General features: G+C 69.6%; 27 protein-coding genes. 13 read left to right on the top strand and 14 right to left on the bottom strand.

What is annotated here, in order from left to right; translation table 11 throughout:
• Window positions 1–4 precede the first annotated feature (4 nt).
• A complete protein-coding gene (locus tag CR157_RS02035) occupies window positions 5–3862 on the top strand; it encodes a YhdP family protein (RefSeq protein ID WP_110281871.1) in 3858 nt (1285 codons plus the stop codon).
• A complete protein-coding gene (gene tldD / locus CR157_RS02030) occupies window positions 3859–5313 on the top strand; it encodes a metalloprotease TldD (RefSeq protein WP_110281870.1) in 1455 nt (484 codons plus the stop codon). The genes CR157_RS02035 and tldD overlap by 4 nt, the downstream gene beginning before the upstream one ends.
• A gap of 187 nt (window positions 5314–5500) precedes the next feature.
• Here tldD and yjgA read toward each other — a convergent pair whose 3' ends face one another.
• Window positions 5501–6031, bottom strand: a complete 531-nt coding sequence (gene yjgA / locus CR157_RS02025) for a ribosome biogenesis factor YjgA (RefSeq protein WP_110281869.1) — start codon at window positions 6029–6031, stop codon at window positions 5501–5503.
• A 117-nt stretch (window positions 6032–6148) separates the two neighbouring features.
• Between yjgA and pmbA the strand changes: the two genes are divergently transcribed.
• A complete protein-coding gene (pmbA, locus tag CR157_RS02020) occupies window positions 6149–7489 on the top strand; it encodes a metalloprotease PmbA (protein WP_110281868.1) in 1341 nt (446 codons plus the stop codon).
• 49 nt (window positions 7490–7538) lie between these two features.
• On the opposite strand, the gene CR157_RS02015 is transcribed toward pmbA, so the two are convergent.
• From CR157_RS02015 to CR157_RS01965, 11 genes are all read right to left on the bottom strand, one after another.
• Complete coding sequence (locus CR157_RS02015) at window positions 7539–7808, bottom strand: HPr family phosphocarrier protein (RefSeq protein WP_110281867.1); 270 nt, start codon at window positions 7806–7808, stop codon at window positions 7539–7541.
• Between the two features lie 3 nt (window positions 7809–7811).
• Window positions 7812–8732 carry an RNase adapter RapZ gene (rapZ, locus tag CR157_RS02010; protein WP_110281866.1) on the bottom strand — a complete coding sequence of 307 codons (921 nt, stop codon included), beginning with the start codon at window positions 8730–8732 and terminating at the stop codon, window positions 7812–7814.
• A gap of 49 nt (window positions 8733–8781) precedes the next feature.
• Window positions 8782–9252 (bottom strand): PTS IIA-like nitrogen regulatory protein PtsN, encoded by a 471-nt coding sequence (gene ptsN / locus CR157_RS02005; protein ID WP_110281865.1) that lies wholly within the window; start codon window positions 9250–9252, stop codon window positions 8782–8784.
• 6 nt (window positions 9253–9258) lie between these two features.
• Complete coding sequence (gene hpf, locus CR157_RS02000) at window positions 9259–9567, bottom strand: ribosome hibernation-promoting factor, HPF/YfiA family (protein ID WP_110281864.1); 309 nt, start codon at window positions 9565–9567, stop codon at window positions 9259–9261.
• A 248-nt stretch (window positions 9568–9815) separates the two neighbouring features.
• Entirely contained in the window at window positions 9816–11228 is a 1413-nt protein-coding gene (locus CR157_RS01995) for an RNA polymerase factor sigma-54 (RefSeq protein ID WP_110281863.1), read from the bottom strand.
• Between the two features lie 150 nt (window positions 11229–11378).
• Window positions 11379–12104, bottom strand: coding sequence for an LPS export ABC transporter ATP-binding protein (gene lptB / locus CR157_RS01990; RefSeq protein WP_110281862.1), 726 nt, complete (start codon window positions 12102–12104; stop codon window positions 11379–11381).
• Between the two features lie 8 nt (window positions 12105–12112).
• Complete coding sequence (gene lptA / locus CR157_RS01985) at window positions 12113–12640, bottom strand: lipopolysaccharide transport periplasmic protein LptA (RefSeq protein ID WP_110281861.1); 528 nt, start codon at window positions 12638–12640, stop codon at window positions 12113–12115.
• Window positions 12637–13236, bottom strand: coding sequence for an LPS export ABC transporter periplasmic protein LptC (gene lptC / locus CR157_RS01980; protein WP_110281860.1), 600 nt, complete (start codon window positions 13234–13236; stop codon window positions 12637–12639). Before lptC ends, lptA begins: the two co-directional genes overlap by 4 nt.
• A gap of 4 nt (window positions 13237–13240) precedes the next feature.
• Complete coding sequence (locus CR157_RS01975; protein ID WP_110281859.1) at window positions 13241–13798, bottom strand: KdsC family phosphatase; 558 nt, start codon at window positions 13796–13798, stop codon at window positions 13241–13243.
• 25 nt (window positions 13799–13823) lie between these two features.
• Window positions 13824–14816 (bottom strand): KpsF/GutQ family sugar-phosphate isomerase, encoded by a 993-nt coding sequence (locus CR157_RS01970; protein ID WP_110281858.1) that lies wholly within the window; start codon window positions 14814–14816, stop codon window positions 13824–13826.
• Window positions 14817–14866: 50 nt separating this feature from the next.
• Complete coding sequence (locus tag CR157_RS01965) at window positions 14867–15826, bottom strand: calcium/sodium antiporter (RefSeq protein WP_110282791.1); 960 nt, start codon at window positions 15824–15826, stop codon at window positions 14867–14869.
• A gap of 145 nt (window positions 15827–15971) precedes the next feature.
• Here CR157_RS01965 and CR157_RS01960 point away from each other — a divergent pair, with 145 nt between their 5' ends.
• The 9 genes from CR157_RS01960 to hisD all read left to right on the top strand — a co-directional run bounded on the left by CR157_RS01960 (window position 15972) and on the right by hisD (window position 22901).
• Entirely contained in the window at window positions 15972–16784 is an 813-nt protein-coding gene (locus CR157_RS01960) for an ABC transporter ATP-binding protein (protein ID WP_110282790.1), read from the top strand.
• Window positions 16781–17563 carry a lipid asymmetry maintenance ABC transporter permease subunit MlaE gene (gene mlaE / locus CR157_RS01955; RefSeq protein WP_110281857.1) on the top strand — a complete coding sequence of 261 codons (783 nt, stop codon included), beginning with the start codon at window positions 16781–16783 and terminating at the stop codon, window positions 17561–17563. Before CR157_RS01960 ends, mlaE begins: the two co-directional genes overlap by 4 nt.
• 67 nt (window positions 17564–17630) lie before the next feature.
• Window positions 17631–18095 (top strand): outer membrane lipid asymmetry maintenance protein MlaD, encoded by a 465-nt coding sequence (gene mlaD / locus CR157_RS01950; protein WP_110281856.1) that lies wholly within the window; start codon window positions 17631–17633, stop codon window positions 18093–18095.
• Window positions 18096–18146: 51 nt separating this feature from the next.
• Window positions 18147–18800: an MlaC/ttg2D family ABC transporter substrate-binding protein gene (locus tag CR157_RS01945; RefSeq protein ID WP_373681005.1), complete on the top strand. Its 654-nt coding sequence runs from the start codon at window positions 18147–18149 to the stop codon at window positions 18798–18800.
• On the top strand, window positions 18797–19129 hold the full coding sequence (locus CR157_RS01940; RefSeq protein WP_110281854.1) for an STAS domain-containing protein: 333 nt from the start codon (window positions 18797–18799) through the stop codon (window positions 19127–19129). Before CR157_RS01945 ends, CR157_RS01940 begins: the two co-directional genes overlap by 4 nt.
• Window positions 19130–19274: 145 nt before the next feature.
• Window positions 19275–19529 carry a BolA family protein gene (locus tag CR157_RS01935; protein ID WP_110281853.1) on the top strand — a complete coding sequence of 85 codons (255 nt, stop codon included), beginning with the start codon at window positions 19275–19277 and terminating at the stop codon, window positions 19527–19529.
• A 12-nt stretch (window positions 19530–19541) separates the two neighbouring features.
• Window positions 19542–20804: a UDP-N-acetylglucosamine 1-carboxyvinyltransferase gene (gene murA / locus CR157_RS01930; RefSeq protein ID WP_110281852.1), complete on the top strand. Its 1263-nt coding sequence runs from the start codon at window positions 19542–19544 to the stop codon at window positions 20802–20804.
• A 20-nt stretch (window positions 20805–20824) separates the two neighbouring features.
• The gene (gene hisG / locus CR157_RS01925) at window positions 20825–21487 is read left to right on the top strand and encodes an ATP phosphoribosyltransferase (protein WP_110281851.1); all 663 of its coding nucleotides are present in this window, start codon (window positions 20825–20827) and stop codon (window positions 21485–21487) included.
• A 76-nt stretch (window positions 21488–21563) separates the two neighbouring features.
• Window positions 21564–22901, top strand: a complete 1338-nt coding sequence (hisD, locus tag CR157_RS01920; RefSeq protein WP_110281850.1) for a histidinol dehydrogenase — start codon at window positions 21564–21566, stop codon at window positions 22899–22901.
• A gap of 67 nt (window positions 22902–22968) precedes the next feature.
• Here the strand turns inward: hisD and CR157_RS01915 are convergent, their stop codons facing one another.
• A complete protein-coding gene (locus CR157_RS01915; protein WP_110281849.1) occupies window positions 22969–24201 on the bottom strand; it encodes a Do family serine endopeptidase in 1233 nt (410 codons plus the stop codon).
• A gap of 102 nt (window positions 24202–24303) precedes the next feature.
• On the opposite strand from CR157_RS01915, the gene CR157_RS01910 reads away from it, so the two are divergent.
• Window positions 24304–25062 (top strand): Nif3-like dinuclear metal center hexameric protein, encoded by a 759-nt coding sequence (locus tag CR157_RS01910; RefSeq protein ID WP_110281848.1) that lies wholly within the window; start codon window positions 24304–24306, stop codon window positions 25060–25062.
• Window positions 25063–25105: 43 nt separating this feature from the next.
• Here CR157_RS01910 and CR157_RS01905 read toward each other — a convergent pair whose 3' ends face one another.
• Complete coding sequence (locus CR157_RS01905; protein ID WP_110281847.1) at window positions 25106–25549, bottom strand: YhcB family protein; 444 nt, start codon at window positions 25547–25549, stop codon at window positions 25106–25108.
• Between the last annotated feature and the right edge of the window lie 105 nt (window positions 25550–25654).

Genomic DNA, 25654 nt, shown 5'->3' with positions numbered 1-25654 from the left:
GCCCATGCCCCGGATTCGCCTGCTGTCGCGCTGGGTGCTGACGCTGGCGGCATTGCTGCTGGCGCTGGTGGCCCTGTTGCTGGTGCTGCTGCGCCTGGCCCTCGGCCTGGCCGAGGGCTTCACGCCGCGGCTCGAGGCACTGCTCTCGTCACGCTTCGGTGCCGTGGTGCAGATCCACGAGCTCGACACCCGCCTGACCCGGCTCGACCCGGTGCTGGAGCTCTCCGGCCTGACCGTCCGTTCCCGGGAGGGCCTCGGCCACACTCCGCTGATCGAGGTCGAGGGCGGTCGCTTGCGGCTGGATACCCTGGCCAGCCTGCGCGAAGGCGTGCCGGTGGTGGAGGATGCCCGCCTGCAGGGGGTGACCCTGCACCTCTATCAGGATCAGCAGCGGCGCTGGCACTGGCCCGACCCGGCCCGACTCCCCCCCGAACTCGAGCCCGATGTCGCGTTCGACCTGGAGCGTCTCGACTTCCTCGTCGGGCTGCTGCTGCGACAGCGCGCCTGGGTCGATGACCTGCGCCTGGTGCTGCATGGCCAGGAGCAGCGCGAGGTGCTGTACGCACCGCGGTTGCTGTTGACCGGGGATGCCCGCCATGCCCACCTGGAGGGTGAGGTGCGCCTCGAGGATCAGGAGCAGGGCCGGGAGCAGCTCGCCATGCAGGCGGCGCTGGAGCTCTTCCCCGGCCCCTCCGGGCTGCGCGACTTCAGCGCCGCCCTGCAGGCCGACATGAAGCTCGACAGCCTGGTGGGGCTGGCCGAGGTGCTGGGGCGCAATGATCCCCTGCGTCTCGAGGCGGCCAGCGGCGACGCCCGACTGTGGGGGCGCTGGCATCGCGGCAGTCTCGCCGATGCGCGCCTCGACCTGGACGTGCCGCTACTGGCGATGAGTCATGATGACCGCAACGGCGAGCTGCGCACCATCGTGCTCGAGGATGTCGACGCCCGCGGCCAGTGGCTGCGGCGCGATGACGGCTGGGAGGCCTGGCTGGAGGGGGATGCCGGCAGCGCCGACTGGAACGCGCCGGAGGCGCTGGCCGAGGCGGAGGGGGCGGCCCTGCCGGCCTATTGGCACCTGCGCCGCAGCGACGCCGGGTGGTGGCTCAATACCAGCGAGTTCGAACTGGGCTCGCTGGCCGCCTGGCGCGACCGCCTGCCGCTGCCGGAGGCGCTGTCGCGGGTGGTGGCCGCCCTGGCCCCCCGTGGCCGCGTGACCGGGCTGGGACTGGGGCGCGAGAATGGCCACTGGCTGGCCCGGGCCGGGCTGCAGGACGTGGCGGTCTCGCCCTGGAAGCAGGCCCCCGGTGGGGGGCCGTTCGACATGTGGGTCGAGGCCCGGGACCTGAGCGGCCAGGTGAGCTTTGTCGACAGCGATGGCGCCGAGCTGCACTTCCCCGAGGTCTTTGCCGCCCCCATGACGCTCTCCCACGCCAGCGGCGAGGTGCTCTGGTCCTACGACGGGCCGCGCAGGTTCGTCAGCGGTCGTGATCTCGAGGTGGGCTGGAACGGTGCCGAGGCCCGCGGCGGCTTCGGCCTTTCGGTCGGCGGGGGGCAGCGCGGTGGCTTCGGGTTGACGCTGGGCTTCCACGACGTGGATGCCATCGAGACCCCGCTGCTCGACTGGTTGCCGGTCGAGATCATGGACGAGGGGCTCACCGAGTGGCTGGGTGCGGGAGTGGCCGGGCGTGTGCCGGAGGGCTCGCTGCGGCTGCATGTGCCGCTGGCCGGCGGCGCGGCCAGGGTCGCTCCCTCCTTCGGCCTGGAGCTCACCATCGAGCAAGGCCGGCTGCCCTTCGGGCCGGCCTGGCCGGCCCTGGAGGCGCTGGAGGGTCGCCTGACCCTGCAGGACACCACGCTCGAAGCGACCGTGGCGCGGGCCGAGAGCCTCGGCGTCGAGGCTCGTGACGGCCGGGTCTCGCTGGTCGATGAACACCTCGAGGTGAGCGGCGAACTCGAGGCCTCGGCCGAGGCGCTGCGTCGCTACCTGCTGGCGATGCCGGTGGAAGGCATCGAGGCGGTGGAGGCGTGGCAGGGCGAGGGTGGTGCCGCGGGCCGGCTGGCGCTGGCGCTGGCGCTGGGCGAGCCCGAGGCGCTGGCGCTCGATATCGACACCGACGCCGCCTTTGATCGGCTGGAGTACCGCCCGCTGGCGCTGGTCTTCAGCGATCTCGACGGGCCGCTGGCCTGGCGCCAGCGCGGCGAGGAGGGGTGGCTCGAGGGGCGCCTCGAGGGCCGGCTGCTCGGTGGGCCGGTGCGCGCCGAGATCGACACCCTGGCCGGTGGCCTCGACCTGGCCGGCACCGCCGTGGCCGCCGACCTGGCCAGCTGGTCCGGAGCGGCCGCCCTCGACCGCCTGCTCGAGGGCCAGTTCGCCTGGCAGGGGCGCCTGGCGATCGGCGAACAGGCCAGCACGCTGAGCCTGTCGAGTTCGCTCGAGGGACTGGGCATCGCCTTGCCGGCACCGCTGGGCAAGGGGGCCGCGCCGCGCCAGCCGCTGCGGCTCGACATGGACCTGACCGGCGGCCGGCTCGAGGGCCGCCTGGGGGAGCAGTTGAACCTGCGCTGGCGGGAACTCGCCGGGTCGGAGGTCGGCCAGGGCCAGGTCTGGCTCGGTCGTTCGCCGGGCGCGACCTGGCCGGAAAGCGAGGGCTGGTGGGTGCAGGCCTACCAGCCGCGGCTCGACCTGGCCGCCTGGGGCGAGGCGCTCGTGGCGCTGGATGTCGGCCGGGGAGACGGAGCCGGCGATGGGCTCGTCGAGACCCTGGGGGGCCTCGAGCTCGAGACCAGCTGTCTGGAACATGAGGGGCGCTGCCTGGGCTCGCTCTATCTCGACGGACGGCCCCAGCGTGGCGGCGGCTGGCGGCTGGCGCTGGACGGCAGCCTGGTCGAGGGACAGCTCGACTATCGGCCACAACTTGCCGAGCCCCTGGATGTCGCGCTGAGGCGTTTGACCCTGGACGGCCTGATCCACGAGGCCGGCGACAGCGAGTCGCGGCTGGGCGAGGTCGCCACGCTGACGGAGCTGGAGCCGTTCCCGGACTGGGTCGAGCAGTTGCCCGCCGGCCGCTTGCGTGTCGCCGACATCGAGTATCGGGGGCGACGCTTCGGCCCGCTCACGACCCGCTGGCGGGCGACGCCCGAGCGGTTGACCATCGCGCCTCTGGGGCTGACCCTGGGCGAGGTCTCGGCGCGGGGCGAGCTGATCTGGGAGGCCGCCGGCCCCGCCAACAGCCTGAGCCGGGCGCGGCTCGACCTGGATGGCCGCGACCTCGGCACCGCGCTGGAGCGGCTCGGTCAACCGGTGGCGATCCGCAACCGCGAGACCCACGTCACCAGCCAGCTCGCCTGGCCCGGCGCGCCCTGGCAGTTCGCCCTGGAGCGCTCCCGCGGCAGCATCGAGGTGCTGCTGCGCGACGGGCGCTTCGTCAACATCGAGTCGCCCTCGGCGCGCCTGGTGGGGCTGCTCAACGTCGACAACCTGGTGCGTCGCCTGCGGCTCGATTTCTCCGATGTCACCGGCCAGGGCACCGCCTTCGACAGTGTCACCGGCGCCGCGACCCTGTATGGTGGAATTCTCGAGACTCGGGGGCCGGTGGAGGTCGAAGGGCCGGCCACCTTCTTCACCCTGGAGGGCAGCGTGAACCTGGTGCGGCGGGAACTCGACCAGCGCCTGGGCGTCACTCTGCCGGTGAGCCGCAACCTGCCGCTGGCCGCCGTGATTGCCGGCGCGCCGCTGGTCGGCGGTGCCCTGTTCATTGCCGACCGCCTGTTCGGCGACGCCCTCGACCGGGTGACCCGAGTTCATTACCGCGTGCGGGGCCCCTGGACCTCGCCCCAGATATCCGTGGAAAGTGCCGAATGACATCACGCCATCACTCCCTGCTCGAAGACGCCGCCGACATCCTGCTCGCCCCGGGCGGGCTCGATGTCGGTGCCCTGGACGCGGGCCTGGGGCATGCCCTGGGCCCGGGCATCGACTTCGCCGACCTCTACTTCCAGCGCAGCTGGCACGAGGGCTGGGTGCTCGAGGACGGCGAGGTCAAGGAGGCGAGCTACAACATCGACGGCGGTGTCGGGGTGCGCGCCATGGCCGGCGAGAAGACCGGCTTCGCCTACTCCAACCAGATCACCCGCGAGGCACTGGCCGAGACCGGACACACCGCCGCCGGCATCGTGCGCAGCGGCAGCCGCCTCGCGGTCGCCCCCCGGGTGGCGGTGCAGGGAGACAGCCGTTACGGCGGCGTGGACCCGCTCTCCGGCCTGACCGCCGAGGAGAAGATCGCCATGCTCAAGCAGGCCGACCGGATGGCACGGGCGGCCGACCCCGCCGTGGCTCAGGTCAGCGCCTCGCTCACCGGGGTGCACGAGGTGGTGCTGGTGCGGGCCAGCGACGGGACCCTGGCGGCGGACATCCGCCCGCTGGTGCGCTTCAACGTCAGTGTCATTGCGGTCAGGAACGGCCGTCGCGAGCGCGGCAGCGCCGGGGGGGGCGGACGCTACTCCATGTCGCGGCTGCGCGACGAGAATGTCGCCGAGCGCTATGCCAGGGAAGCGGTGCGCCAGGCGCTGGTCAACCTGGAAGCGGTCGACGCGCCGGCCGGCCAGCTGCCGGTGGTGCTGGGACCGGGCTGGCCGGGCATCCTGCTCCACGAGGCGGTGGGCCATGGCCTGGAGGGCGACTTCAACCGCAAGGGGAGCTCCGCCTTCGCCGGCCGCATGGGGCAGCGGGTCGCCTCGCCGGGCGTCACCGTGGTCGACGACGCCACCCTGGCCGATCGACGCGGCTCCATGAGCATCGACGACGAGGGCACCCCGGGGCAGTGCACCCCCCTGATCGAGGACGGCATCCTCACCGGCTACATGCAGGACAAGCTCAATGCCCGGCTGATGGGCATGGCGCCCACCGGCAACGCCCGGCGCGAATCCTTCGCCCACCTGCCGATGCCGCGCATGACCAACACCTACATGCTGGCGGGGCGGGACGACCCGGAGGAGATCCTGCGCAGCGTGAAGCGGGGGCTCTACGCGGTGAGCTTCGGTGGCGGCCAGGTGGACATCACCTCGGGCAAGTTCGTCTTCTCGGCCAGCGAGGCCTACCTGATCGAGGACGGCAGGATCACCGCGCCGGTCAAGGGGGCGACCCTGATCGGCAACGGCCCGGAAGCCATGGGCCGGGTGTCGATGATCGGCCACGACCTGGAACTGGACACCGGTATCGGGGTCTGCGGCAAGGAGGGGCAGGGCGTGCCGGTGGGCGTCGGCCAGCCGACGCTGAAGCTCGATGAGCTGACCGTCGGCGGCACCCAGTCGTGAGGCGTTGTGTAGGGCCGCCGGCGTCGGCGGTCCCTATGGGGTCAGACCCCGGCGGGGACTGCCTCGGCGAGAGAGGAGCGCCACGACAGGGATGATGGCTTGGCTGGGGTCTGACCCCATAGGGGCCATGCCGTCAACATGGGCAGTGTAAGGGCACGAGAGCCATGCGCTCGGGCAGGTGCCAGGTCTACAGCCCCGCGGTATCGCGGATCAGGCGGAACAGCCGGCGGGCATTGGTCGGCGGCTTGCCTAGCTCGCGTTCGCGGCGGGCATTGCGGATCAGCTGGCGCAGGGCCTGGCGGTCGACGGCGGGGAACTCCGCGATGAAGGGCTCGACGGCGGTATCGCCCTCCTCGATGAGCCGGTCGCGCCACTTCTCGAGGCGGTGGAAGGCGTGGTCGCGCCGGAGCTTCTCCTGCTCGACCTCGTCGAACACCGCCTGGATGGCGGCGAGGTCCTCGCGGCGCATCAGCTTGCCGACGTACTGCATGTGCCGCCGGCGTCCCTCGTGGGAGCGGATCCGCGAGGTCTCCTCCACGGCGGCGAGCAGGTCGTCGGAGAGGGGGAAGCGGGCGCGCTCGGCCTCGCTCATGGCGATGATCTGCTCGCCGAGGGCCTGCAGGGCGTGCATCTCGCGCTTGAGCTGCGACTTGCTGGGCGGTTCGTCGGCCGACTGGGTGATCTGCGCGAGCAGCTCACGAGAGGATTCCTGGGACATGCCGCTTCCATCGGTTGAGGTCGGGATGGCCGATAGTATATCAGCCCGCAGCGGCGGGCTGTGCAATGCATCATGAATGACCACCGGCCCGCGGGGCCGGTCGACGAGGAGAATCGCATGACACAGGCTTTCGATGCCGCCGCCCAGCAGGCGCTGCTGGAAACCCGCGCCGAGGCGGCGCTCGAGCTGGCCAGGCGGCTGGGGGCCGACGCCTGCGAGGTCGGGGCCAGCGTCGACCAGGGGATCGGCATCAGCGTGCGCGAGGGGGAAGTGGAGACCGTCGAACTCTCTCGTGACCAGGGCATCGCGGTGACCGTCTATGTCGGGTCGCGCAAGGGCAGTGCCTCGTCCAGCGATGCCGGCGAGGCCTCGATCCGCGCGGCGGTGGAGAAGGCGCTGGCGATTGCCCGCCATACCGGCGAGGACCCGGCCTCGGGGCTGGCCGACGCCGAGCTGATGGCGCGCGAGCTGCCCGATCTCGATGTCCACCACCCCTGGGACCTGACCACCGACCGCGCCATCGAGCTGGCGCTGGCCTGCGAGGCCGCCGGGCGCGGCGTGGCGGGGATCCGCAGCTCCGACGGCGCCTCGCTCTCCAGCGGCGAGGGCGTGCGGGTCTACGCCAACAGCCATGGTTTCCTCGGCAGCCAGCGCGGCAGTCGCCATTCGCTCTCCTGCATGCTGATCGCCGAGGATGCCAGCGGCATGCAGCGCGACTACGACTACACCAGTGCGCGCGACCCCGGCGACCTGCAGGCGCCCGAGGTGGTGGGCGAGAGCGCGGCGCGGCGGACCCTGCGACGCCTCGGCGCCCGGCGCCCGGCCACCGGACGCCTGCCGGTGCTGTTCGATCCGACCCTCGCCAGCGGGCTGGTGGGGCACCTGATGAGCGCCATCGCCGGCGGCGCCCTCTACCGCCAGGCCTCCTTCCTCTGCGACCGCCTGGGCGACCCGCTCTTCCCCGAGTGGTTCAGCCTCGGCGAGCGGCCCATGGAGCGCGGCGCCATGGCCAGCAGCCCCTTCGACAACGACGGGGTCCAGACCCGTGACAACGTCTTCGTCGACCGTGGGCGCCTGGCCAGCTACATGCTCTCGGCCTACAGCGCGAGGCGCCTCGGCCTGCAGACCACCGGCAACGCCGGCGGCGCACGCAACCTGCGTATCACCGCCCCTCTGGAGAACCAGGAGGCGCTGCTGCGCCGGATGGGACGCGGTGTGCTGGTCACCGAGCTGATGGGACAGGGGGTCAACGGCGTGACCGGCGACTACTCCCGCGGTGCCGCCGGCTTCTGGGTCGAGGATGGCGAGATCCGCCACCCGGTGGAGGAGTTCACCATCGCCGGCAATCTCGAGGGAATGTTCAAGGGCCTGGCGGGAGTCGGCGACGACATCGACACCCGTGGCAGCATCCATACCGGCAGCTGGCTCGTCGACGAGATGATGGTGGCGGGCAGCTGAGGCCGGTCTTCCGTGCCCACCCGGCCGCTGTCCCTACGTCGTACAGGGGTCAGGCATCCTCGTCGAACCTGGCATCGAAGAGTGCCTCGATGGCGTCGAGCGCCGCCTCGGCGTCTTCGCCCTCGGCCTCGAGGGTCAGCTCGGTGCCGCAGGGGGCGGCCAGCATCAGCAACGACATGATGTTGGCGGCGTCGGCGTCGCGGCCGGCGTGGCTCACGGTGACCTGGGCCTGGAAGGGCTGGCAGCACTGCACGAGCTTGGTGGCGGCACGGGCATGCAGGCCACGCCGATTGTTCAGGGTGAGCTTGCGTTGCGGCACGCCTCAGCTTCCTTCGTCGTCGTTCTCGGCCCGTGGCGGCTCCGACTGCCGGGGGAGGATGTTGTGGATGCCCAGTTCCCGATGGCGCAGTCGCACGCTGGGGCAATGCCCGGCGAGCTGCCGGGCCAGTCGTTCGGCCAGGTAGACCGAGCGGTGCTGGCCGCCGGTGCAGCCGATGGCCACGGTCAGGTAGCTTCGATGGCTGGCCTGGTAGGCCGGCAGCCAGCGCTCCACCCAGGCCAGGATGTCGTCATGCATCTCGCCGACGACGGGGTAGCCGTCGAGGAACTCGATGATCGAGGCATCGCGACCGGTGTCCTGGCGCAGCCGGGGATCCCAGTAGGGGTTCGGCAGGCAGCGGGCATCGAAGACGATATCGGCGTCGAGGGGCACGCCGCGCTTGAAGCCGAAGGACTCCACGGTCAGGGTCAGCTGGTCGGCCCGGTGGTGGGCCACCTGGTCGCTGATGCGCCGGCGCAGCTCGTGCACCGAGAGCCGTGAGGTATCGATCACCAGGTCGGCCAGGTCGCGGATCTCGGCCAGCGCCGTCTCCTCGGAGTCGATCGCCTCGGCCAGGGTCATGTCGCTGTCGCGCGTCAGCGGGTGGCGCCGGCGGGTTTCCGAGTAGCGCTCGAGCAGGATGCGGGCGTCGGTGGTGAGGTAGATCACCTGGCCGTCGATCCCGCGCGCGCGGACCTCCTCCAGCAGGCTGGGAAAGCGTTCCAGCGCATGGGGCAGGTTGCGGGCGTCGATGCTCACCGCGATCGAGGTGTGGGGGGAGTGGTCGCTGCTGAGTTCGTCCACCAGCGGGCCGAGCAGCATGGCCGGCAGGTTGTCGATGGCGTAGTAGCCGAGATCCTCGAGCGCCTGCAGTGCGATCGACTTGCCTGAGCCGGATCGGCCGCTGATGATCACGAGCTGCATGGCGGGTCTCCTGGTCGTGTGGCTGGCCGGGTGGCCCGGTGAGGGGCGATCAGCCCGAGGACTGTCGTCGGATCGCCTCGATGAGTCGTTCATGAAGTTCGCGCTGGCTCGCGCTCTTGCGCAGCCGGCCCCGGGTCTCGGCATCGTTCATCACGCCTGCGACCTGGGCCAGCAGCGCGAGGTGGGCATCGTCTGCCTCTTCCGGCACCAGCAGCACGAAGATCAGGTCCACCGGTTCGCCATCGATGGCGTCGAAGTCGATCGGTTCGGCCAGTTTCAGGAAGCCGGCAATGGGTGCCTTGCAGTGCGGATCGCGGGCATGGGGAATGGCGACGCCGTTGCCGATGCCCGTACTGCCCAGCCGTTCGCGGCCGATCAGGCGGCCGAAGACTTCCTGGCTGTCGAGGCTCGGGGTGTTCTGGGCGATGAAGGTGCTGAAGAACTCCAGGACCCGCTTCTTGCTCCCCCCGGGCACGCCGAAGAGGGTGCGCTCGGGGGGCAGGATGGCTTCGAGTGTCATGATGGATCAGCGGGCGCCGGCGCCCTGGGCGCGGGCCTGGACCTTCTCCTTGTGCTTGACCAGCTGGCGGTCCAGCTTGTCGGCGAGGGCGTCGATGGCGGCGTACATGTCACCGTCCATGGCCTCGGCGTGCAGATCGGCACCGGCGGCATGCAGGGTGCAGGCGGCCTGCTGGCGGGCCTTCTCGACGGAGAGCGTTACCTGCACGGTGGTGATGTTGTCATAGTGGCGTTCCACGCGAGTGAGCTTCTCGCTCACATAGTCACGCAGGGCGTCGGTCAGTTCCACATGATGGCCGGTGATGTTGACTTGCATGACACGCTCCTTCGTCCTTCGATTGGTGCCTCGATTGTAACCCTTTTTCCTGCCGTGCAAACCCCCCGTGAAGGGCGACGCCCGCAACGCCTGGCGCATGCCGCGACAGCGCCCGGAAACCCACTGGTGACGGGTGCTCCGGGCGCTGTCGATGCCTCACCTCAGCCGCTTGCGCTCGCTGGAGGAGGGGATGCCCATCGCTTCCCGGGTGAACCTTGGAGAGCGCAATGGTCGTCGCCGTCCCCTTCTCACCTCAGCCGCTTGCGCTCGCTGGAGGAGGGGATGCCCATCGCTTCCCGGTACTTGGCAATAGTCCGGCGCGCGACGCTGATGCCGGCCTCCTCGAGCAGTGCCACCAGCTTGCTGTCGGAGAGCGGCTTGCGTGGTGGTTCCTCCTGGATCAGCTTGCGGATGCGGGCGCGAATCGCCGTGCTCGAGTGGGCGTCGCCATCGCCGTTGCTGACCTGGCTGGAGAAGAAGTACTTCAGCTCGAAGACCCCGCGCGGGGTATGGATGAACTTCTGGGTGGTGACCCGTGAGATGGTCGACTCGTGCATCTCCACGGCCTGGGCGATATCGGCCAGTATCAATGGCCTCATCGCCTCCTCGCCCTGCTCGAGGAAGTCGAGCTGGCGCGCCATGATCTCGCGCCCCACCCGTAGCAGGGTATCGTTGCGGCTGGACAGGCTCTTCATCAGCCAGCGCGCCTCCTGCAGGTGATCCTTGAGGAACTGGTTGTCCTGGCTCTTGTCGGCGCGGCGAATCAGCGCCGCATAGTCGGGCTGGATGCGCAGCCGCGGCAGGGCCTCGGGATTGAGCTCCACCTGCCAGCCGCGGCTGTCGTGACGGGCGACCAGGTCGGGAATGACGTAGTCGCTGGCGGATTCCGAATAGCGGCTGCCGGGTCTCGGGTCCAGCGAGCGGACCAGGGCGGTCACCGCGTCGAGGGCATCGTCGTCGAGGCCGAGGCGTCGCCTGAGCAGGCGGCGGTCATCGGCGGCCAGCGCCTCGAGAAACTGGCGGACCAGGCGGCGGGCCTGGGGCAGCAGCGGGGTATCGTCGGGCAGGGCGGCGAGTTGCAGCATCAGGCATTCGCGCAGGTCCCGGGCGAAGATGCCGGTCGGTTCGAACTGTTGCAGGCGCAGCAGTACCTGCTCCACCTCGCGGCTCTTGAGGCCCTCGAGCCCCTGGCCCCTGAGCCCGTCGCGCAATTCGTCGAGCGGCTGGGTCAGGTAGCCGGCGCCGTCCACGGCGTCGATCAGGCTCTCGGCGATGTGCCGCTGGCGCTCGTCCAGGTCGGTCATCGCCAACTGCCAGGCGAGATGGCTCTGGAGGCTCTGGCCCTCGGCCTGGCGTTCGAAGTCAGGGCCCTCGCCGCCACCGGCGGGGGCGCCCAGGTCTTGATAGGTGTCCGACCAGTCGCTGTCGACGGAGAGTTCGCTGGGGATTTCGCTGGCCCAGTCGTCAGCGGGCGTCTCACTCGCCGCCTGCTCGCCGAAGCCGTCGTCGAGCTCCAGCATGGGGTTCGCTTCCAGGGCCTGCTGGATCTCCTGGCGCAGGTCCAGGGTGGAGAGTTGCAGCAGGGCGATGGCCTGCTGCAACTGGGGTGTCATGGTCAGTTGGGTACCGACGCGCAGTTGCAGAGATGCTTTCATGGCCATGAGAGGTGTGTGCTCATTCGCCGAAAACCTCCACCCTAGTCCGCTGTCGGTCGTCTTGCAAGGCTTTTATTAGCAATAAGCGTGCCATTGGCAATTAGTATGCCTATTTGTAATAATTGCCTTTATATCAGAAAGTTGCGGTGACAGTGCTCAGAGGCGGAAATCCTCGCCGAGGTACACTTCCCGTACCCGCTGGTTGGCCAGGATCGCCTCGGCATCGCCTTCGGCGATGATTCGGCCGTCGCCGACGATGTAGGCGGTGTCGCAGATGTCGAGGGTCTCGCGCACATTATGGTCGGTGATCAGCACGCCGATGTCACGGGCCTTCAGCTGGCGGATGATACTCTTGATCTCGCCCACCGAGATGGGGTCGACCCCGGCAAAGGGCTCATCGAGCAGGATGAAGGCGGGCTCCGTGGCCAGCGCCCTGGCGATCTCCACCCGCCGCCGTTCGCCGCCGGAGAGGCTCATGCCGAGGTTGTCGCGGATATGGGTGACGTGGAAGTCCTCGAGCAGCTGCTCGAGTCGGGCGCGGCGGCCGGCGCGGTCGAGATCCTTGCGGGTCTCGAGGATCGCCATGATGTTGTCGGCCACCGATAGCTTGCGGAAGATCGAGGCCTCCTGGGGCAGGTAGCCGATGCCGGCCCGGGCCCGCTCGTGCATTGCCGCTCGCGTCAGGTCCCGGTCGTCGATGTGCACCTCGCCGACATCGGCTCGCACCAGGCCGACGATCATGTAGAAGGAGGTGGTCTTGCCGGCGCCGTTGGGGCCGAGCAGGCCGACGATGCTGCCCTGACCGATGGCGAGGCTGATGTCCTGCACCACGCGGCGGCGCTTGTAGCTCTTGGCCAGATGGCTGGCGCGGAGTGTCTTCATGTCGTCCCTTACTGCTCGGGCTGCAGGGTCATGCGCACGCGCTGGCGCTCCTGGACGCCCTCGGCCTCGGAGCGGGCCTGGACCACGCGACGATCGAGGAAATACTCCAGATAGCCGCCATCGAAGGTGTCGCCGGCCTGGTGCAGCTCGGCACGGTCGATCAGCTCCACCCGTCGCTCGGCGACATAGTAGACGATGGTGCGCCCCCAGCCGCGCACGAGCGGCTCGTCCGGCGCGGGCTGCTGCTCGATGTAGGCACGCTCGCCGGTGGCGATGGCGTGGGAGAGTTCGCCTGCCTCGTTGCGGCGGATCTCGACCCGGTCACCGGTCAGTCGCATGCTGCCCTGGCGGATGTCCACCTCCCCGGTATAGACGGCGGTGCCGGCGCGGTCGTCGAGATCGAGCTGGTTCGCCTCCACCTCGATGGGGGCGCTGGCGTCGCCCTCGAGGGCCAGCGCCGGGGGGGTGGCCAGGACCGTGAGCGCTAGTCCGAGCAGTGCCGGGGCCAGCAGGGAGGCAGGGGACTGTTGCGTCATGGCTCGGGGTCCTCGTCGGTGGGGGGCGTCTCGGGCGGATGGTGGCCGCGAACATTGTCGGTCAGGCGGACGCGATTGTCATGGATCCAGGCGTCGAAGCGCTCACCGCGCATGCGTTGGGGCGGCTGCTGCAGCAGCGCCGCGGTCTCGCTCCAGGCGTGGCCGGTGTCGGCATCGAAGTGCAGGATGTCGGTGTCGAGCTGCCAGCGCTCCGCGGGGGCGCGCAGGCGGGCGTCGCCGGACAGGGTGAGGGGGTTGCCGTCGGCGCCCAGGGTGCCGACCGCGCCATGGCCAAACCAGGTGCGCCCCGAGGTGTCGATCAGCCGGGCTGCCGGGGCCTGCAGGCGGGTGACATCGTCGTGGGGCGTATGCACCAGGCGCGGGGTGTCCAGGCGCTGGTGTGCCCGGCCCTCGGCGTCGAAGCGCGTCAGGCGAACCCCTTCGAGGTAGTAGTCCGGTTCGCCGGCCTCGTCGCGCGGCACCGGCCCCGGCTCCCGGGAGGCGCGCTGGTCGAGCAGGGCGAGTACGCCGCCGAGCACCAGCAGCAGCAGGAACAGCCAGACCCGGAATGACGGTCGCGGCAGGCGCAGCGCCATGGCCTCAGTCGGCTCCGTGCAGGTAGGTGTCGACCACGGCATCCCAGTGTCCCTGGGCCTGGAGCAGGACGTCGCAGATCTCGCGCACCGCGCCGTGGCCGCCGGGGCTGTCGGTGACCCAGTCGGCGTGCCGGCGGATGTAGGCGGGGGCGCCGGGCACGCTGATGCCGACCCCGGCGCGCTTGATGGCGCCCGCGTCCGGCAGGTCGTCGCCGCAGTAGGCGACCTGGTCCAGCTCGAGGCCGAGCCGGGTGCACAGTTCGCGCAGCATGGGCAGCTTCTTCTCCACTCCCTGGTAGAGGTGCTTGATGCCGAGGGCGGCAGCGCGGCGGCTGACCATGGGCGAATCGCGGCCGGTGATCAGCGCCACCTCGAGCCCCGCACGCTTGAGCAGCTTGAGACCGTGGCCGTCGTGGGTGTGAAAGGCCTTGATCTCGATGCCGTCGGCCTGGAAGTAGAGGCGGCCGTCGGTGAGCACGCCGTCCACGTCCAGGGCCAGCAGGCGCACGCGGCGCAGCCGGTCCACCAGTTGGGTATCGAGCAGGGGGGAATCGAGGGTCATGAGGACTCCTTGGGGGAAAGGGGCATCAGATCACGCCGCTGGCGAGCAGGTCGTGCATGTGCAGGGCGCCGACCGGCCGGTCGTCGTCGTCGACCACGGCCAGGGCGGTGATGCGGTTGTCTTCCATGATGCGCACCGCCTCGGCGGCCAGGATGTCGGCGGCGACGCGCTTGCCCGGCCGGGTCATGACATCGTCGACCCTGAGTCCGGAGAGGTCGCTGTGCTGGTCGAGGGTGCGGCGCAGGTCGCCATCGGTGTAGACCCCGGACAAGCGGCCGTCGACATCGACCACGCAGGTGAAGCCCAGGCCCTGGCGGGTGATCTCCAGCAGGGCGTCGCGCAGCGGGCTGCCGAGCGGTACCGAGGGGAGTCGGCTGCCCTGGTGCATCAGGTCGGCGACCCGCAGCAGCAGGCGCTTGCCGAGGCTGCCGCCGGGGTGCGAGCGGGCGAAGTCCTCGGCGGTGAAGCCGCGGGACTCGAGCAGCGCCACCGCCAGGGCGTCGCCCAGGGCGAGCGACGCGGTGGTCGAGGAGGTGGGGGCCAGGTCCAGCGGGCAGGCCTCGCGGTCGACCGCGGCGTCGAGGTGGGCATCGGCATGGCGAGCCAGGGTCGAGCCGGGGCGCCCGGTCATGCTGATCAGCGGCGTGCCCATGCGCTTGAGCAGCGGCAGCAGGGCGGTCACCTCGGCGGTCTCGCCGGAGTTGGAGAGTGCCAGCACCACGTCGCCGGGGGTGATCATGCCCAGGTCGCCGTGGCTGGCCTCGCCGGGGTGGACGAAGAAGGCCGGGGTGCCGGTGCTCGCCAGGGTGGCGGCGACCTTGCCGGCGATGTGGCCGGACTTGCCCATGCCGGTCACCACCACCCGGCCGCGGCAGGCCAGGATCAGCTCGCAGGCGCGGTCGAAGCCCTCGTCGAGGCGTTCGACGAGGGCGGTGATGGCCTGCTGCTCCAGCTGCAGGGTGCGTCGGGCGCTGTCGCGCAGCGGGGAGCTGCGGGTGGGGGGGGTGTCTGTCGTCATGGCGATGATTGTTGCCCGTTGCTGAGTTTCACTCAAGTGCGTGACTCCGTTCAAAAGACCGGTGCTGGCGCGGCGAGGCTGGCGATGCCGAGCCAGGTCAGATAGCCGGCATAGCTCAGCGCCAGCAGCCCGCCGGGGAGTCGCCCCAGCTGGCCGCGTCGCTGCCACAGCAGCAGCATGCCCAGCGCCAGGGTCAGGACCAGCATGACCGGGAAGTCCCGGCTGCCCGCCGCCGGGTCGATGAGGCCGGGGGCCAGCAGGCCCGGCACCGGCAACACGGCGAGCATGTTGAACAGGTTGGAGCCGATGACATTGCCGATGGCGATGTCGTGGTGGCGCTTCAGGGCGCTGGCCACGCAGGCGGCCAGCTCCGGCAGGCTGGTGCCGATGGCCACCACCGTGAGCCCGATGGCCAGCTCACTGACCCCGAGACCGCGTGCCAGTTCACTGGCGCCCCATACCAGGGCACGCGAACCGATGCCCATGACCACCAGGGTCAGCACCAGCCAGAACAGGGCGCGGGGGAGGCGCATGTCGGGAATCTCGCCCACCGGGGCCGCGTCGGGAGTGTCGGCGCGGACCAGCCACCACAGGCTGAACACCAACAGCAGGATCAGCAAGAGCGCATCGATGCGGCCAAGAATGCCGTTGGCCAGGGCATAGCCGGCCAGGCCGGTGGCGCCGAGCAGCAGCGGCAGCTCGCGACGCACGATGGAAAAGCGCACCGGAATCGGCACCACCAGGGCGGTCACGCCGAGCACCAGGCCGAGGTTGGCGATGTTCGAGCCGAGCGCGTTGCCGATGGCGAGGTCGGGAATGCCGTCCAGCGAGGCCATCGCCGAGACCACGATCTCCGGTGCCGAGGTGCCCAGGGCGACGATGGTCATGCCCACCAGCAGGGTGCTCATGCCGGCCCGATGGGCCGTCGCGGCGGCGGCGCCGACGAAGCGCTCGGCGCTCCACAACAGGGCGATGAAGCCTAGCAGTACGACGATGAGGGGAACGAGCATGGCAGATACGGCCCTGGCCAGGACGGAAAGGGCGCCCATTAAACGTTCTCGGTCGGCGTGGTGCAAGCCGGGGGGAGCCGGTGGTGGCGTAATGAGGCAAGGTTAGGATACGATGTTCGATAATTTTCTCGAGGGACACGAGCCGATGAGCGACACTCCCTTCGTGGTGGTGGAGGGGCTGCATTTCTCGCGGGGCGAGAAGGAGATCTTCCGCGGTGTCGACCTGCAGATTCACCGCGGCAAGATCACCGCCATCATGGGGCCCAGCGGTACCGGCAAGACCACGCTGCTCAAGTTGATCGGCGGCCAGCTCTATCCGGACGCGGGTCGCGTATGCATCGATGGCGAGGACGTGCACCGCCAGTCGCGCAAGGCGCTGTTCGCCATGCGCCGGCGCATGGGCATGCTGTTCCAGAGCGGGGCACTGTTCTCCGACCTCAGCGTCTACGAGAACGTGGCCTTTCCGTTGCGGGTCCACACCGACCTGCCGGAGTCGATGGTCCGTGACCTGGTGCTGATGAAGCTCGAGGCCGTGGGGCTGCGCGGTGCCCGCGAGCTGATGCCGTCCGAGCTCTCCGGCGGCATGGCGCGCCGCGTGGCGCTGGCCCGGGCCATCGCCCTGGACCCGGAGCTGATCCTCTACGACGAGCCCTTCGTCGGCCAGGATCCGATCTCCATGGGCGTGCTGGTGCAGCTGACCAAGCGGCTCAACGAGGCGCTCGGCCTCACTTCCGTCATGGTCTCCCACGACATCAAGGAGACCCTCACGATCGCCGACTATGTCTACGTGATCGCCGATGGTCGGGTGATGGCCCACGGCACGCCGGCGGGGCTCGACGTCGACCAGGATCCCCGGGTCAGCCAGTTCGTTCATGGTGAGCCGGACGGGCCGGTGCCCTTCCACTATCCCGCGGTGGACTTCTTCACCGACATCCTCGACGCAGGAGGGCGGCGATGATCCGGCACATCACCCACCTGGGGCGCCGCGGCTGCGAGCTGCTGGAGGCACTGGGGCGGGCGGGAATCTTCCTCTTCCTCTCCGCGGTTGGCGTGCCGTCCCGGGAAGGCTGGTACCTGTGGTTGCGGCAGATGCACTTCGTCGGCGTCCTGTCGCTGGCCATCGTGCTGGTCTCGGGGCTGTTCATCGGCATGGTGCTGGCGCTGCAGGGCTATACCATCCTGGTCGATTTCGGTGCCGAGCAGGCGCTGGGCCAGATGGTGGCCTTGTCGCTGCTGCGCGAGCTGGCCCCGGTGGTGGCGGCGCTGCTGTTCGCCGGGCGGGCCGGCTCGGCGCTGACCGCCGAGATCGGTCTGATGAAGGCCACCGAACAGCTGACCAGCATGGAGATGATCGGTGTCGATCCCTTGCGGCGGGTGGTGGCACCACGGCTGTGGGCGGGAGTCGTTGCCCTGCCGTTACTGACCATCGGCTTCAGCGTGGTGGGGGTGTATGGCGGCTACCTGGTCGGTGTCGAGTGGCTCGGTGTCTTCGAGGGATCCTACTGGGGCAACATGCAGGCCAGCGTCGAGTTCATCGCCGATATCGGCAACGGCATGGTCAAGAGCCTGGTATTCGCCCTGGTGGTGACCTGGATCGCGGTCTTCCAGGGCTACGATCTGGTACCCACCGCGGAAGGCATCTCCCGGGCCACCACCCGCACCGTGGTCTACTCCTCGCTGGCGGTGCTCGGCCTCGATTTCGTGCTCACCGCGGTGATGTTCGGGGGGCTGTCCTGATGGTGGTGGCTCGCGATGCGTGGACGTGCGATGTGCCAAGACTTGGGTTGATGTTCGGAGAAACGCAATGAAGCGCAGCAAGATGATGGAACTGGGGGTCGGGCTGTTCATGCTGGCCGGCATCCTGGGGCTGGTATTCCTCGGGCTGCGCGTCAGTGGCCTGACCTTAACCGCCCCAAGCGACACCTTCCGCCTCGAGGCCAACTTCGCCAACATCGGCAGCCTCAAGCCGCGCGCGCGGGTCACCCTGGCCGGGGTCACGGTGGGGCGGGTCGCGGCCATCGAGCTGGATACCGACTGGTATGACGCCCGGGTGATCTTCGAGCTCGATGCCGAGCTGGAGGACCGGCTGTCGCGGGACACCACGGCGGCAATACTCACCGCCGGTCTGCTCGGCGAACAGTACGTCGGGCTCTCGGTGGGCGGTGATCCCGAAACCCTGGCCGACGGCGATACCATTCGCGATACCCAGTCGGCGGTGGTGCTCGAAGAACTCATCCAGCAATTCGTGTCCAATTTGATCAGCGATTGAGTCGTCCCGTGCGCTAGTCGTTCACGGCATTCTTTACGAGGAGATGTGATGATGCCCTTACTGCCTGCTTCCCTTCGCCTGGTGGTGCTCGGCTTCTGTCTGGTGCTGGTGTCCCTGTCGGCCCAGGCGGCCCCCGAGCGTGAGCCCGAAGAGGTGATCCGCGAGAGCATTGACGAACTGATGGCGCAGATCGAGGGCCGCCGCGACTATTTCGCCGACAATGTCGACGAGCTCAAGGCCCTGGTCGACGACAATCTCGACGACATCGCCGATTTCCGCTACATCGGGGCGAGCGTCATGGGGCGCTACTTTCAGAATGCCACTCCCCGGCAACGCTCGCGTTTCGCCGGTACCTTCCGCAAGACACTGATCGATACCTACACCAAGGGGCTGGTGACCTTCGATTACCGCGAGCTGCGGGTACTGGACAACCAACAACCCCAGCGCTACGAGGACCAGGCCAGCGTGGCCATGGAGGTGGTGGCCATTGACGGCAGCGTCTATCCGGTCAGCTATTCGCTGCGCCTGAGCGATGGCCAGTGGAAGGTGGTCAATGTCATCGTCAACGGCATCAACCTCGGGTTGACCTTCCGCAACCAGTTCGATCAGGCCATGCGCGAGCACGGCCGCGACTACGACGCCGTGATCGAGAGCTGGGCCCCGGAAATCGCCGTCGAGGAGCTCGAGGAGGGTGGCAGCGCATGAGCCTGCTGCTCGATCGGTCGGGCGTTCGCCTGTCTGCCGGCCGCGAGGGGCTGGCGGTGAGTGGCGTGGTGGGCTTCGATGTGGCGGCGGTACTGGCCGCCACGGGGAGTGACTGGCTCGCCGACCAGCCGGCCGGTACCCGGGTCGACTTCGACCTGTGCGGCGTCGCGGGCGTCAGCAGTGCGGCGCTCAGCGTGCTGCTGGAGTGGACCCGTCGTGCCCGGGTGGCGGGCCTCAAGGTGCGCGCCGTGCGCCTCTCGCCGCCGTTGATCCGCCTGACCCGGTTGGCCGGCCTCGACCGCCTGCTGCCGCTGGACGAGGCCGCCTGACGACCGGCTTTCCTCCGGCGGCGAGGATCGCCGGCATCGCCAAGAGCGGCGCTTTTCATTACCATGTCGGGATTCCCGATCCATGCCATCGGTCGCCTCGCGACCGATGGCCCGACATTTTCATGCATCACAGGAGTTCCGGTTCATGCAACCCAGTGAGGTCAAGGCGCTGCTCGAGGCCCGCATCGACGACTGCGAGTTCCATATCCAGGGCGAAGGCTGCAACTTCCAGGTGGTGGCCGTGGGGGCGGTGTTCGACGGCCTGTCGCCGGTCAAACGCCAGCAACTCATCTATGGCGCCCTCTCCGAGGAGATCGCCTCGGGTGCGCTGCATGCGGTGAGCATCAAGACCTACACGCCGGCGCAGTGGCAGAGCGCGCCGGAAAACACCAGCGCCTGACGGGCGGGTCCCATGGACAAATTGATCATTACCGGCAATGGCCCCGCCGACGGCGAGGTCTGGGCCAGCGGTGCCAAGAACGCCGCCCTGCCGATCCTCTGCGCCACCCTGCTGGCCGAGGAGCCGGTGACCATCGGCAACCTGCCCCACCTGCAGGACATCACCACCACCCTGGAGCTGCTCGGCCACCTGGGCCTCGAGCCGGTGATGGGCGAGAAGATGACCATCCAGCTCAACGGCGCCCAGGTGCGTCACTGCGACGCGCCCTACGAGCTGGTCAAGAAGATGCGTGCCTCGATCCTGGTGCTGGGGCCACTGCTGGCCCACTTCGGCCATGCCGATGTCTCGCTGCCCGGCGGCTGTGCCATCGGCTCCCGGCCGGTGGACCTGCATATCCGCGGCCTGGAGGCGATGGGCGCCGAGATTCGCGTCGAGGGGGGCTATATTCGCGCCCGGGTCGACGGTCGTCTCCGGGGGGGCACCATCTTCTTCGATACCGTCACCGTCACCGGCACCGAGAACCTGCTGATGGCGGCGACCCTGGCCGAGGGCACCACGGTGCTGGAGAATGCCGCCCGGGAGCCCGAGGTGGTGGACCTCGCCGAGTGCCTGATCGCCATGGGCGCGAAGATCCGCGGCCACGGCAGCGATACCATCACCATCGAGGGCGTCGAGCGGCTGCACGGCTGCTACCACGACGTCATGCCCGATCGCATCGAGACCGGCACCTTCCTGGTGGCCGCGGCGGTGACCCGTGGGCGGGTCAGGGTGCGCCGTACTCGTGCCGACCTCCTCGAGGCGGTGCTGGCCAAGCTGGAGGAGGCGGGCGCTACCATCACCAGCGGTGATGACTGGATCGAGGCGGACATGGGCGGGCGGCGGCCGCGGGCAGTGAATGTTCGCACCGCCCCCTATCCGGCCTTCCCCACCGACATGCAGGCCCAGTTCGTGGCGCTCAATGCGGTGGCCGAAGGAACCGCCCGGGTGGTGGAGACCATCTTCGAGAACCGCTTCATGCACGTCCAGGAGCTCAACCGCATGGGGGCGAAGATCGCCCTGGAGGGCAACACCGCCGTGGTGACCGGGGTCGAGCGCCTCTCCGGCGCCCCGGTGATGGCCACCGACCTGCGTGCCTCCGCCTCGCTGGTGGTGGCGGCGATGATGGCCGACGGCGAGTCCCTGGTCGATCGCATCTACCATATCGATCGTGGCTACGAGTGCATCGAGGAGAAGCTGCAACTGCTGGGTGCCAATATCCGTCGCATTCCCGGCTAGCTCCCAAGACAGGCGAGAGCATGAGCAAACAACTGATTCTGGCCCTTTCCAAGGGCCGCATTCTGGACGAGACGCTGCCCCTGCTGGCCGACGCCGGCATCACCCCGGCCGAAGACCTGGGCGCCAGCCGCAAGTTGCTGTTCGACACCAACCTGGCGGACGTCAAGCTGGTGATCCTGCGCGCCACCGACGTGCCCACCTACGTGCAGCTGGGCGCCGCCGATCTCGGCGTGGCGGGCAAGGACGTGCTGCTCGAGCACGGGGCCGAGGGGCTCTATGAGCCGCTCGATCTCGAGATCGCCCGGTGCCGGCTGATGACCGCCGGCCCCACCGGGGCCGAGCCGGCCCGGGCCCGGCGCCGGGTGGCCACCAAGTTCGTCAACGTCGCCCGCCGCTACTATGCCGAACAGGGCATCCAGGCCGAGGTGATCAAGCTCTACGGCGCCATGGAGCTGGCGCCGCTGATGAACCTGGCCGACGAGATCGTCGACATCGTCGACACCGGCAACACCCTGCGTGCCAACGGCATGGCCCCCCGTGAGCTGATCGCCCCGATCAGCACCCGGCTGGTGGTCAACAAGGCGGCCATGACCATGAAGCATGCCCGGCTCAAGCCGCTGATCGAGCGCCTCGGCAATGCCGTGGCCGCCCGTCGCGAGAGTCGTGCCACCTCAACCCGATAGCGACTGATGCCTTGCCATGGCCCGGCCCTGGCATCAGGCTCAGACAAGACCCGACAGCCACGGGAGCTGCGCGCCCATGACCAAGACCCTCGCTTCCACCGGCATCGCCCGTCTCGCCACCGCCGATGCCGACTTCGACGACCGCCTGGACGCCCTGCTGGCCTGGGAAGGCGTTTCCGATGCCGACATCCAGCGGCGCGTCGACGAGATCATCGCCGCCGTGAAGGTCCGTGGCGACGCGGCGCTGGTCGAGTACAGCAACCGCTTCGACCGGTTGGCGGTCGCCTCCATGGCCGAGCTGACCCTGGGGCCGGCGCGTCTCGAACAGGCCTACCGGGGGTTGCCCGTCGAACAGCGTGACGCCCTGGCCGCCGCCGCCGAGCGCATTCGCCTCTACCACGAGCGCCAGAAGCCCGAATCCTGGCACTACACCGAGGCCGACGGGACCGTGCTCGGCCAGCAGGTCGTGCCGCTGGATCGTGCCGGGATCTATGTGCCCGGCGGCAAGGCGGCCTACCCCTCCTCGGTGCTGATGAACGCGATTCCCGCCCATGTGGCCGGCGTCCGCGAGATCGTCATGGTGGTGCCGACGCCGGACGGCGTGCTCAACGAGCTGGTGCTGGCGGCGGCCCATCTGGCCGGCGTCGACCATGTCTTCACCATCGGCGGGGCCCAGGCGGTGGCGGCGCTGGCCCATGGTACCGAGACGGTACCGCGGGTCGACAAGATCGTCGGGCCCGGCAACATCTACGTGGCCACCGCCAAGCGGGCGGTGTTCGGCCGGGTGGGTATCGACATGATCGCCGGTCCCTCGGAGATCCTGGTGATCTCCGACGCCGGTACCCCTGCCGACTGGCTGGCCATGGACCTGTTCTCCCAGGCCGAGCACGACGAGGATGCCCAGGCGATCCTGGTGAGCTGGGACAGGGCCCATCTCGAGGCGGTGGAGGCGGCCATCGAGCGCCTGTTGCCGACCCTGGAACGGGAGGCGATCGTGCGCGAGTCCCTGGCCGGGCGGGGTGCGCTGATCCACTGCCGCGACCGCGCCGAGGCGGCCGAGCTGATCAATCGCATCGCCCCCGAGCACCTGGAGCTGTCGGTGGCCGACCCGGAGAGCTGGCTGCCCGAGGTGCGGCATGCCGGTGCCATCTTCATGGGGCGCTACACCGCCGAGGCGCTGGGTGACTACTGCGCCGGTCCCAACCATGTGCTGCCTACCTCGGGCACGGCACGCTTCTCCTCGCCGCTGGGGGTCTACGACTTCCAGAAGCGTTCCTCGATCATCCACTGCTCGTCGCAGGGGGCCTCGGCGCTCGGCGGGATCGCCTCGGTGCTGGCGCGAGGCGAGTCGCTGACCGCCCATGCCCGGTCGGCCGAATATCGTCTCAAGGAACAGGATCGAATCCGGACGTAGGGGGATGGTCCTCTGCAACGACGAAGGCCCCGTCAGCGACGGGGCCTTCGTCGTCGAGGGGGCGGGGTCACGGCTCCGGGCGGCGCAGCTCCGGTGGCGGACGTTCGCCCACCTCCAGGGTGACTTCCAGCGCTTCGCCGCCACGGAGCACCGTCAGCGGCAGCTCGGCCCCGGGCTCGATGGCGGCGATGTCGCTCATCGCTACCCGGGCGTCGAGGATCGGGCGTCCGTCCACCGCGAGCAGGACGTCGCCCGGCTGCAGGCCGGCCTGGGCGGCGGGGCCGCCGGGGACCACCGCGGCGATCACCACGCCGCGGGGTGCCTGGAGACCGAAGGAGGCGGCCAGCTCCTGGTTCAGCTCCTGGGCCTCGATGCCCAGCCAGCCGCGGATCACCCGGCCCTGGGTGACCAGTTCCTCGAGGATGTTGCGGGCGAGATTGGCGGGGATCGCGAAGCCGATGCCCTGGGAGCCGCCGGAGCGCGAGAAGATGGCGGTGTTGATGCCCACCAGGGCGCCCTCGGCGTTGATCAGGGCGCCGCCGGAGTTGCCCGGGTTGATCGCCGCGTCGGTCTGGATGAAGTCCTCGTAGGCGTTGAGGCCCAGATGGCCGCGACCGGTGGCGCTGATGATGCCCATGGTCACGGTCTGGCCCACTCCGAAGGGGTTGCCGATGGCCAGCGAGACGTCGCCCACCGCCACGTCGCCGGAGTCCGCCAGTTCGATCACCGGCAGGCTGTCCAGGCCGATACGCAGCACCGCCAGGTCGCTCTCCGGGTCGGTGCCGACCACCTCGGCGAGGGTCTCGCGGCCGTCGCGCAGGGCGACCCGGATCTGGTCGGCGCCGCCGATGACATGGTGGTTGGTGAGGACATAGCCATCGCCGCTGACGATGACCCCGGAGCCCAGGCTCGAGAGCATGCGCTGGCGGCTGGGCAGGTCGTCGCCGAAGAACTGGCGGAAGAAGGGGTCCGACATCAGCGGGTGCTGCTCGCGCTCGACCACCCGCGAGGAGTAGATGTTGACCACTGCCGGTGCGGCACGGTCCACCGCCTCGGAGTAGGTGACCGGACCCTGCTGGCGTGCCATGGGGGCCGACTGGCGCAGCTCGGGGGAGGGGCGTGACGCCTCCTCGGCAGGCGCGTCCACCGGGGTCGGCGAGACGGGCGCCGTGGGGGGTTGCGGCGCGGTCACCGGCGACTCGGGGCGCCCCAGGAGCTGCGGGAAGGCATTGAGCAGCACGATGGCCAGCAGTACGCCGATGAGGGCGGGCCAGACGTACGGCAGCAGGTTGCGTCGCATGCGGGGTGTTTCCTTCTCGCGGTGCTTGTCGCGACCCGGGGCCGCGGTCGATACAATGGCGACAGTGTAACATTGCCGATTCACCGATGCCCGGAGGTGTGAATGAACCGTGACGACCTGGTCGCCGCCTGCGACCACCTGCTCGATGCCGGCCGCTTCAGGGACTACACCGTCAACGGCCTGCAGGTGGCCGGGCGTGATCGGGTGGTTCGGGTGATGACCGGCGTTACCGCCTGCCAGGCACTTCTCGACGAGGCGGTGGCCTGGCGTGCCGACCTCGTGCTGGTCCACCATGGTTACTTCTGGAAGAACGAGCCGGTGGCCATCACCGGCATGAAGCAGCGCCGCATCCGCACCCTGCTGCTCAACGACATCAGCCTGCTGGCCTACCACCTGCCGCTGGATGCCCACCCGGAGCTGGGCAACAACGCCGAGCTGGCCAGGCGCCTGGACTTTCGCGTCGAGGGCTGTGCCGACGGCGAGCTGGGCGAGGGGCTGCTGTGGCTGGGGGCGCCGCCCCCGGGCCTGGATGCCCGGGGGCTCGCCCGTCATGTGGGCGAGCGACTGGCGCGCGAGCCGCTGCTGATCGAGGCGCCGGGCGGCGGCGAGATCGGTCGCGTCGCCTGGTGCACCGGGGGCGCCCAGGACTTGATCACCGCCGCCCGGGAGGCCGGGGCCGACGCCTTCATCTCGGGGGAGATCTCCGAACGCACGACCCACCTGGCCCGGGAGCTGGGCATCCACTACCTGGCGGCGGGGCATCATGCCACCGAGCGCTACGGCGTCCAGGCGCTGGGGGAGTGGCTGGCCCGCGAGCACCGCCTCGAGCATCGTTTCGTCGATATCGACAACCCGGCCTGAAGGCGCCGTATCACGCGTCGCCTCGGGCGTGAGGCGGTGTCGGTCAGTAGCGGGGAGGCTGCGGGGCGCCGGTCTCGCCGCTCTTCAGCCCGAAATCCTCGGAAAGGGTTCCGCCGGTGCCGTCGGCATAGTCGCGGGGGGCGGCATACTCCTCGTTGGCCGCCTGCTCCTCGGCCGCGAACGTGACTTCCAGGCTGCGTCGTGCACGGTCATGGCCGGCAAGGGTGGCGGCGTCTTCCTCGAGACGCCTGGCCAGGGTGTCGCTGTCGCGCTGGAGGCTCTCGACCAGGCCGTTGATGGTAGCGAAATGGTCGTCGACGCCATCCTTGAGGGCAGCCAGTTCGCGGTCGCGCTCCGCGAGGCGCTGGCGCAGCTTCTGCAGGTGGGCGGCGCCGGCGTTGAGCAGGTGATAACCCAATGCGCCGATACCGGTGCCGGCCAGCAGGCTGGCGATGGCCAGTACCCAGTTGATGTTGCTTTCGTCCACGTGTGTCTCCCTGCAGCTGTCGGACGATCCGGTGCGCGAGGCGGAGCCGGTGTCGAGGGCGGGGTTGCCCGGTGGCCCATTATAGGGCCGAGGCCGCGCGCCGGG

Source organism: Halomonas sp. LBP4, from assembly GCF_003202205.1.
Lineage (GTDB): Bacteria > Pseudomonadota > Gammaproteobacteria > Pseudomonadales > Halomonadaceae > Halomonas > Halomonas flagellata.
Note: the sequence above shows the minus strand (reverse complement) of the source record. Positions and strands in the feature narration are given on the sequence as shown.

What these genes read in the sequence shown, in the direction of transcription:
- murA (WP_110281852.1), top strand. Translation starts at nt 19,542, where the DNA reads ATGGACAAATTGATCATTACCGGCAATGGCCCCGCCGACGGCGAGGTC.
- CR157_RS02035 (WP_110281871.1), top strand. Translation starts at nt 5, where the DNA reads ATGCCCCGGATTCGCCTGCTGTCGCGCTGGGTGCTGACGCTGGCGGCA.
- CR157_RS01910 (WP_110281848.1), top strand. Translation starts at nt 24,304, where the DNA reads ATGAACCGTGACGACCTGGTCGCCGCCTGCGACCACCTGCTCGATGCC.
- tldD (WP_110281870.1), top strand. Translation starts at nt 3,859, where the DNA reads ATGACATCACGCCATCACTCCCTGCTCGAAGACGCCGCCGACATCCTG.
- CR157_RS01945 (WP_373681005.1), top strand. Translation starts at nt 18,147, where the DNA reads ATGCCCTTACTGCCTGCTTCCCTTCGCCTGGTGGTGCTCGGCTTCTGT.
- lptB (WP_110281862.1), bottom strand. Translation starts at nt 12,104, where the DNA reads ATGAAGACACTCCGCGCCAGCCATCTGGCCAAGAGCTACAAGCGCCGC.
- CR157_RS01940 (WP_110281854.1), top strand. Translation starts at nt 18,797, where the DNA reads ATGAGCCTGCTGCTCGATCGGTCGGGCGTTCGCCTGTCTGCCGGCCGC.
- CR157_RS01975 (WP_110281859.1), bottom strand. Translation starts at nt 13,798, where the DNA reads ATGACCCTCGATTCCCCCCTGCTCGATACCCAACTGGTGGACCGGCTG.
- CR157_RS01960 (WP_110282790.1), top strand. Translation starts at nt 15,972, where the DNA reads ATGAGCGACACTCCCTTCGTGGTGGTGGAGGGGCTGCATTTCTCGCGG.
- CR157_RS01970 (WP_110281858.1), bottom strand. Translation starts at nt 14,816, where the DNA reads ATGACGACAGACACCCCCCCCACCCGCAGCTCCCCGCTGCGCGACAGC.
- lptA (WP_110281861.1), bottom strand. Translation starts at nt 12,640, where the DNA reads ATGACGCAACAGTCCCCTGCCTCCCTGCTGGCCCCGGCACTGCTCGGA.
- CR157_RS01965 (WP_110282791.1), bottom strand. Translation starts at nt 15,826, where the DNA reads ATGCTCGTTCCCCTCATCGTCGTACTGCTAGGCTTCATCGCCCTGTTG.
- hisD (WP_110281850.1), top strand. Translation starts at nt 21,564, where the DNA reads ATGACCAAGACCCTCGCTTCCACCGGCATCGCCCGTCTCGCCACCGCC.
- hisG (WP_110281851.1), top strand. Translation starts at nt 20,825, where the DNA reads ATGAGCAAACAACTGATTCTGGCCCTTTCCAAGGGCCGCATTCTGGAC.
- ptsN (WP_110281865.1), bottom strand. Translation starts at nt 9,252, where the DNA reads ATGACACTCGAAGCCATCCTGCCCCCCGAGCGCACCCTCTTCGGCGTG.
- lptC (WP_110281860.1), bottom strand. Translation starts at nt 13,236, where the DNA reads ATGGCGCTGCGCCTGCCGCGACCGTCATTCCGGGTCTGGCTGTTCCTG.
- rapZ (WP_110281866.1), bottom strand. Translation starts at nt 8,732, where the DNA reads ATGCAGCTCGTGATCATCAGCGGCCGATCCGGCTCAGGCAAGTCGATC.
- CR157_RS01935 (WP_110281853.1), top strand. Translation starts at nt 19,275, where the DNA reads ATGCAACCCAGTGAGGTCAAGGCGCTGCTCGAGGCCCGCATCGACGAC.
- hpf (WP_110281864.1), bottom strand. Translation starts at nt 9,567, where the DNA reads ATGCAAGTCAACATCACCGGCCATCATGTGGAACTGACCGACGCCCTG.
- CR157_RS01995 (WP_110281863.1), bottom strand. Translation starts at nt 11,228, where the DNA reads ATGGCCATGAAAGCATCTCTGCAACTGCGCGTCGGTACCCAACTGACC.
- pmbA (WP_110281868.1), top strand. Translation starts at nt 6,149, where the DNA reads ATGACACAGGCTTTCGATGCCGCCGCCCAGCAGGCGCTGCTGGAAACC.
- yjgA (WP_110281869.1), bottom strand. Translation starts at nt 6,031, where the DNA reads ATGTCCCAGGAATCCTCTCGTGAGCTGCTCGCGCAGATCACCCAGTCG.
- CR157_RS01915 (WP_110281849.1), bottom strand. Translation starts at nt 24,201, where the DNA reads ATGCGACGCAACCTGCTGCCGTACGTCTGGCCCGCCCTCATCGGCGTA.
- mlaD (WP_110281856.1), top strand. Translation starts at nt 17,631, where the DNA reads ATGAAGCGCAGCAAGATGATGGAACTGGGGGTCGGGCTGTTCATGCTG.
- mlaE (WP_110281857.1), top strand. Translation starts at nt 16,781, where the DNA reads ATGATCCGGCACATCACCCACCTGGGGCGCCGCGGCTGCGAGCTGCTG.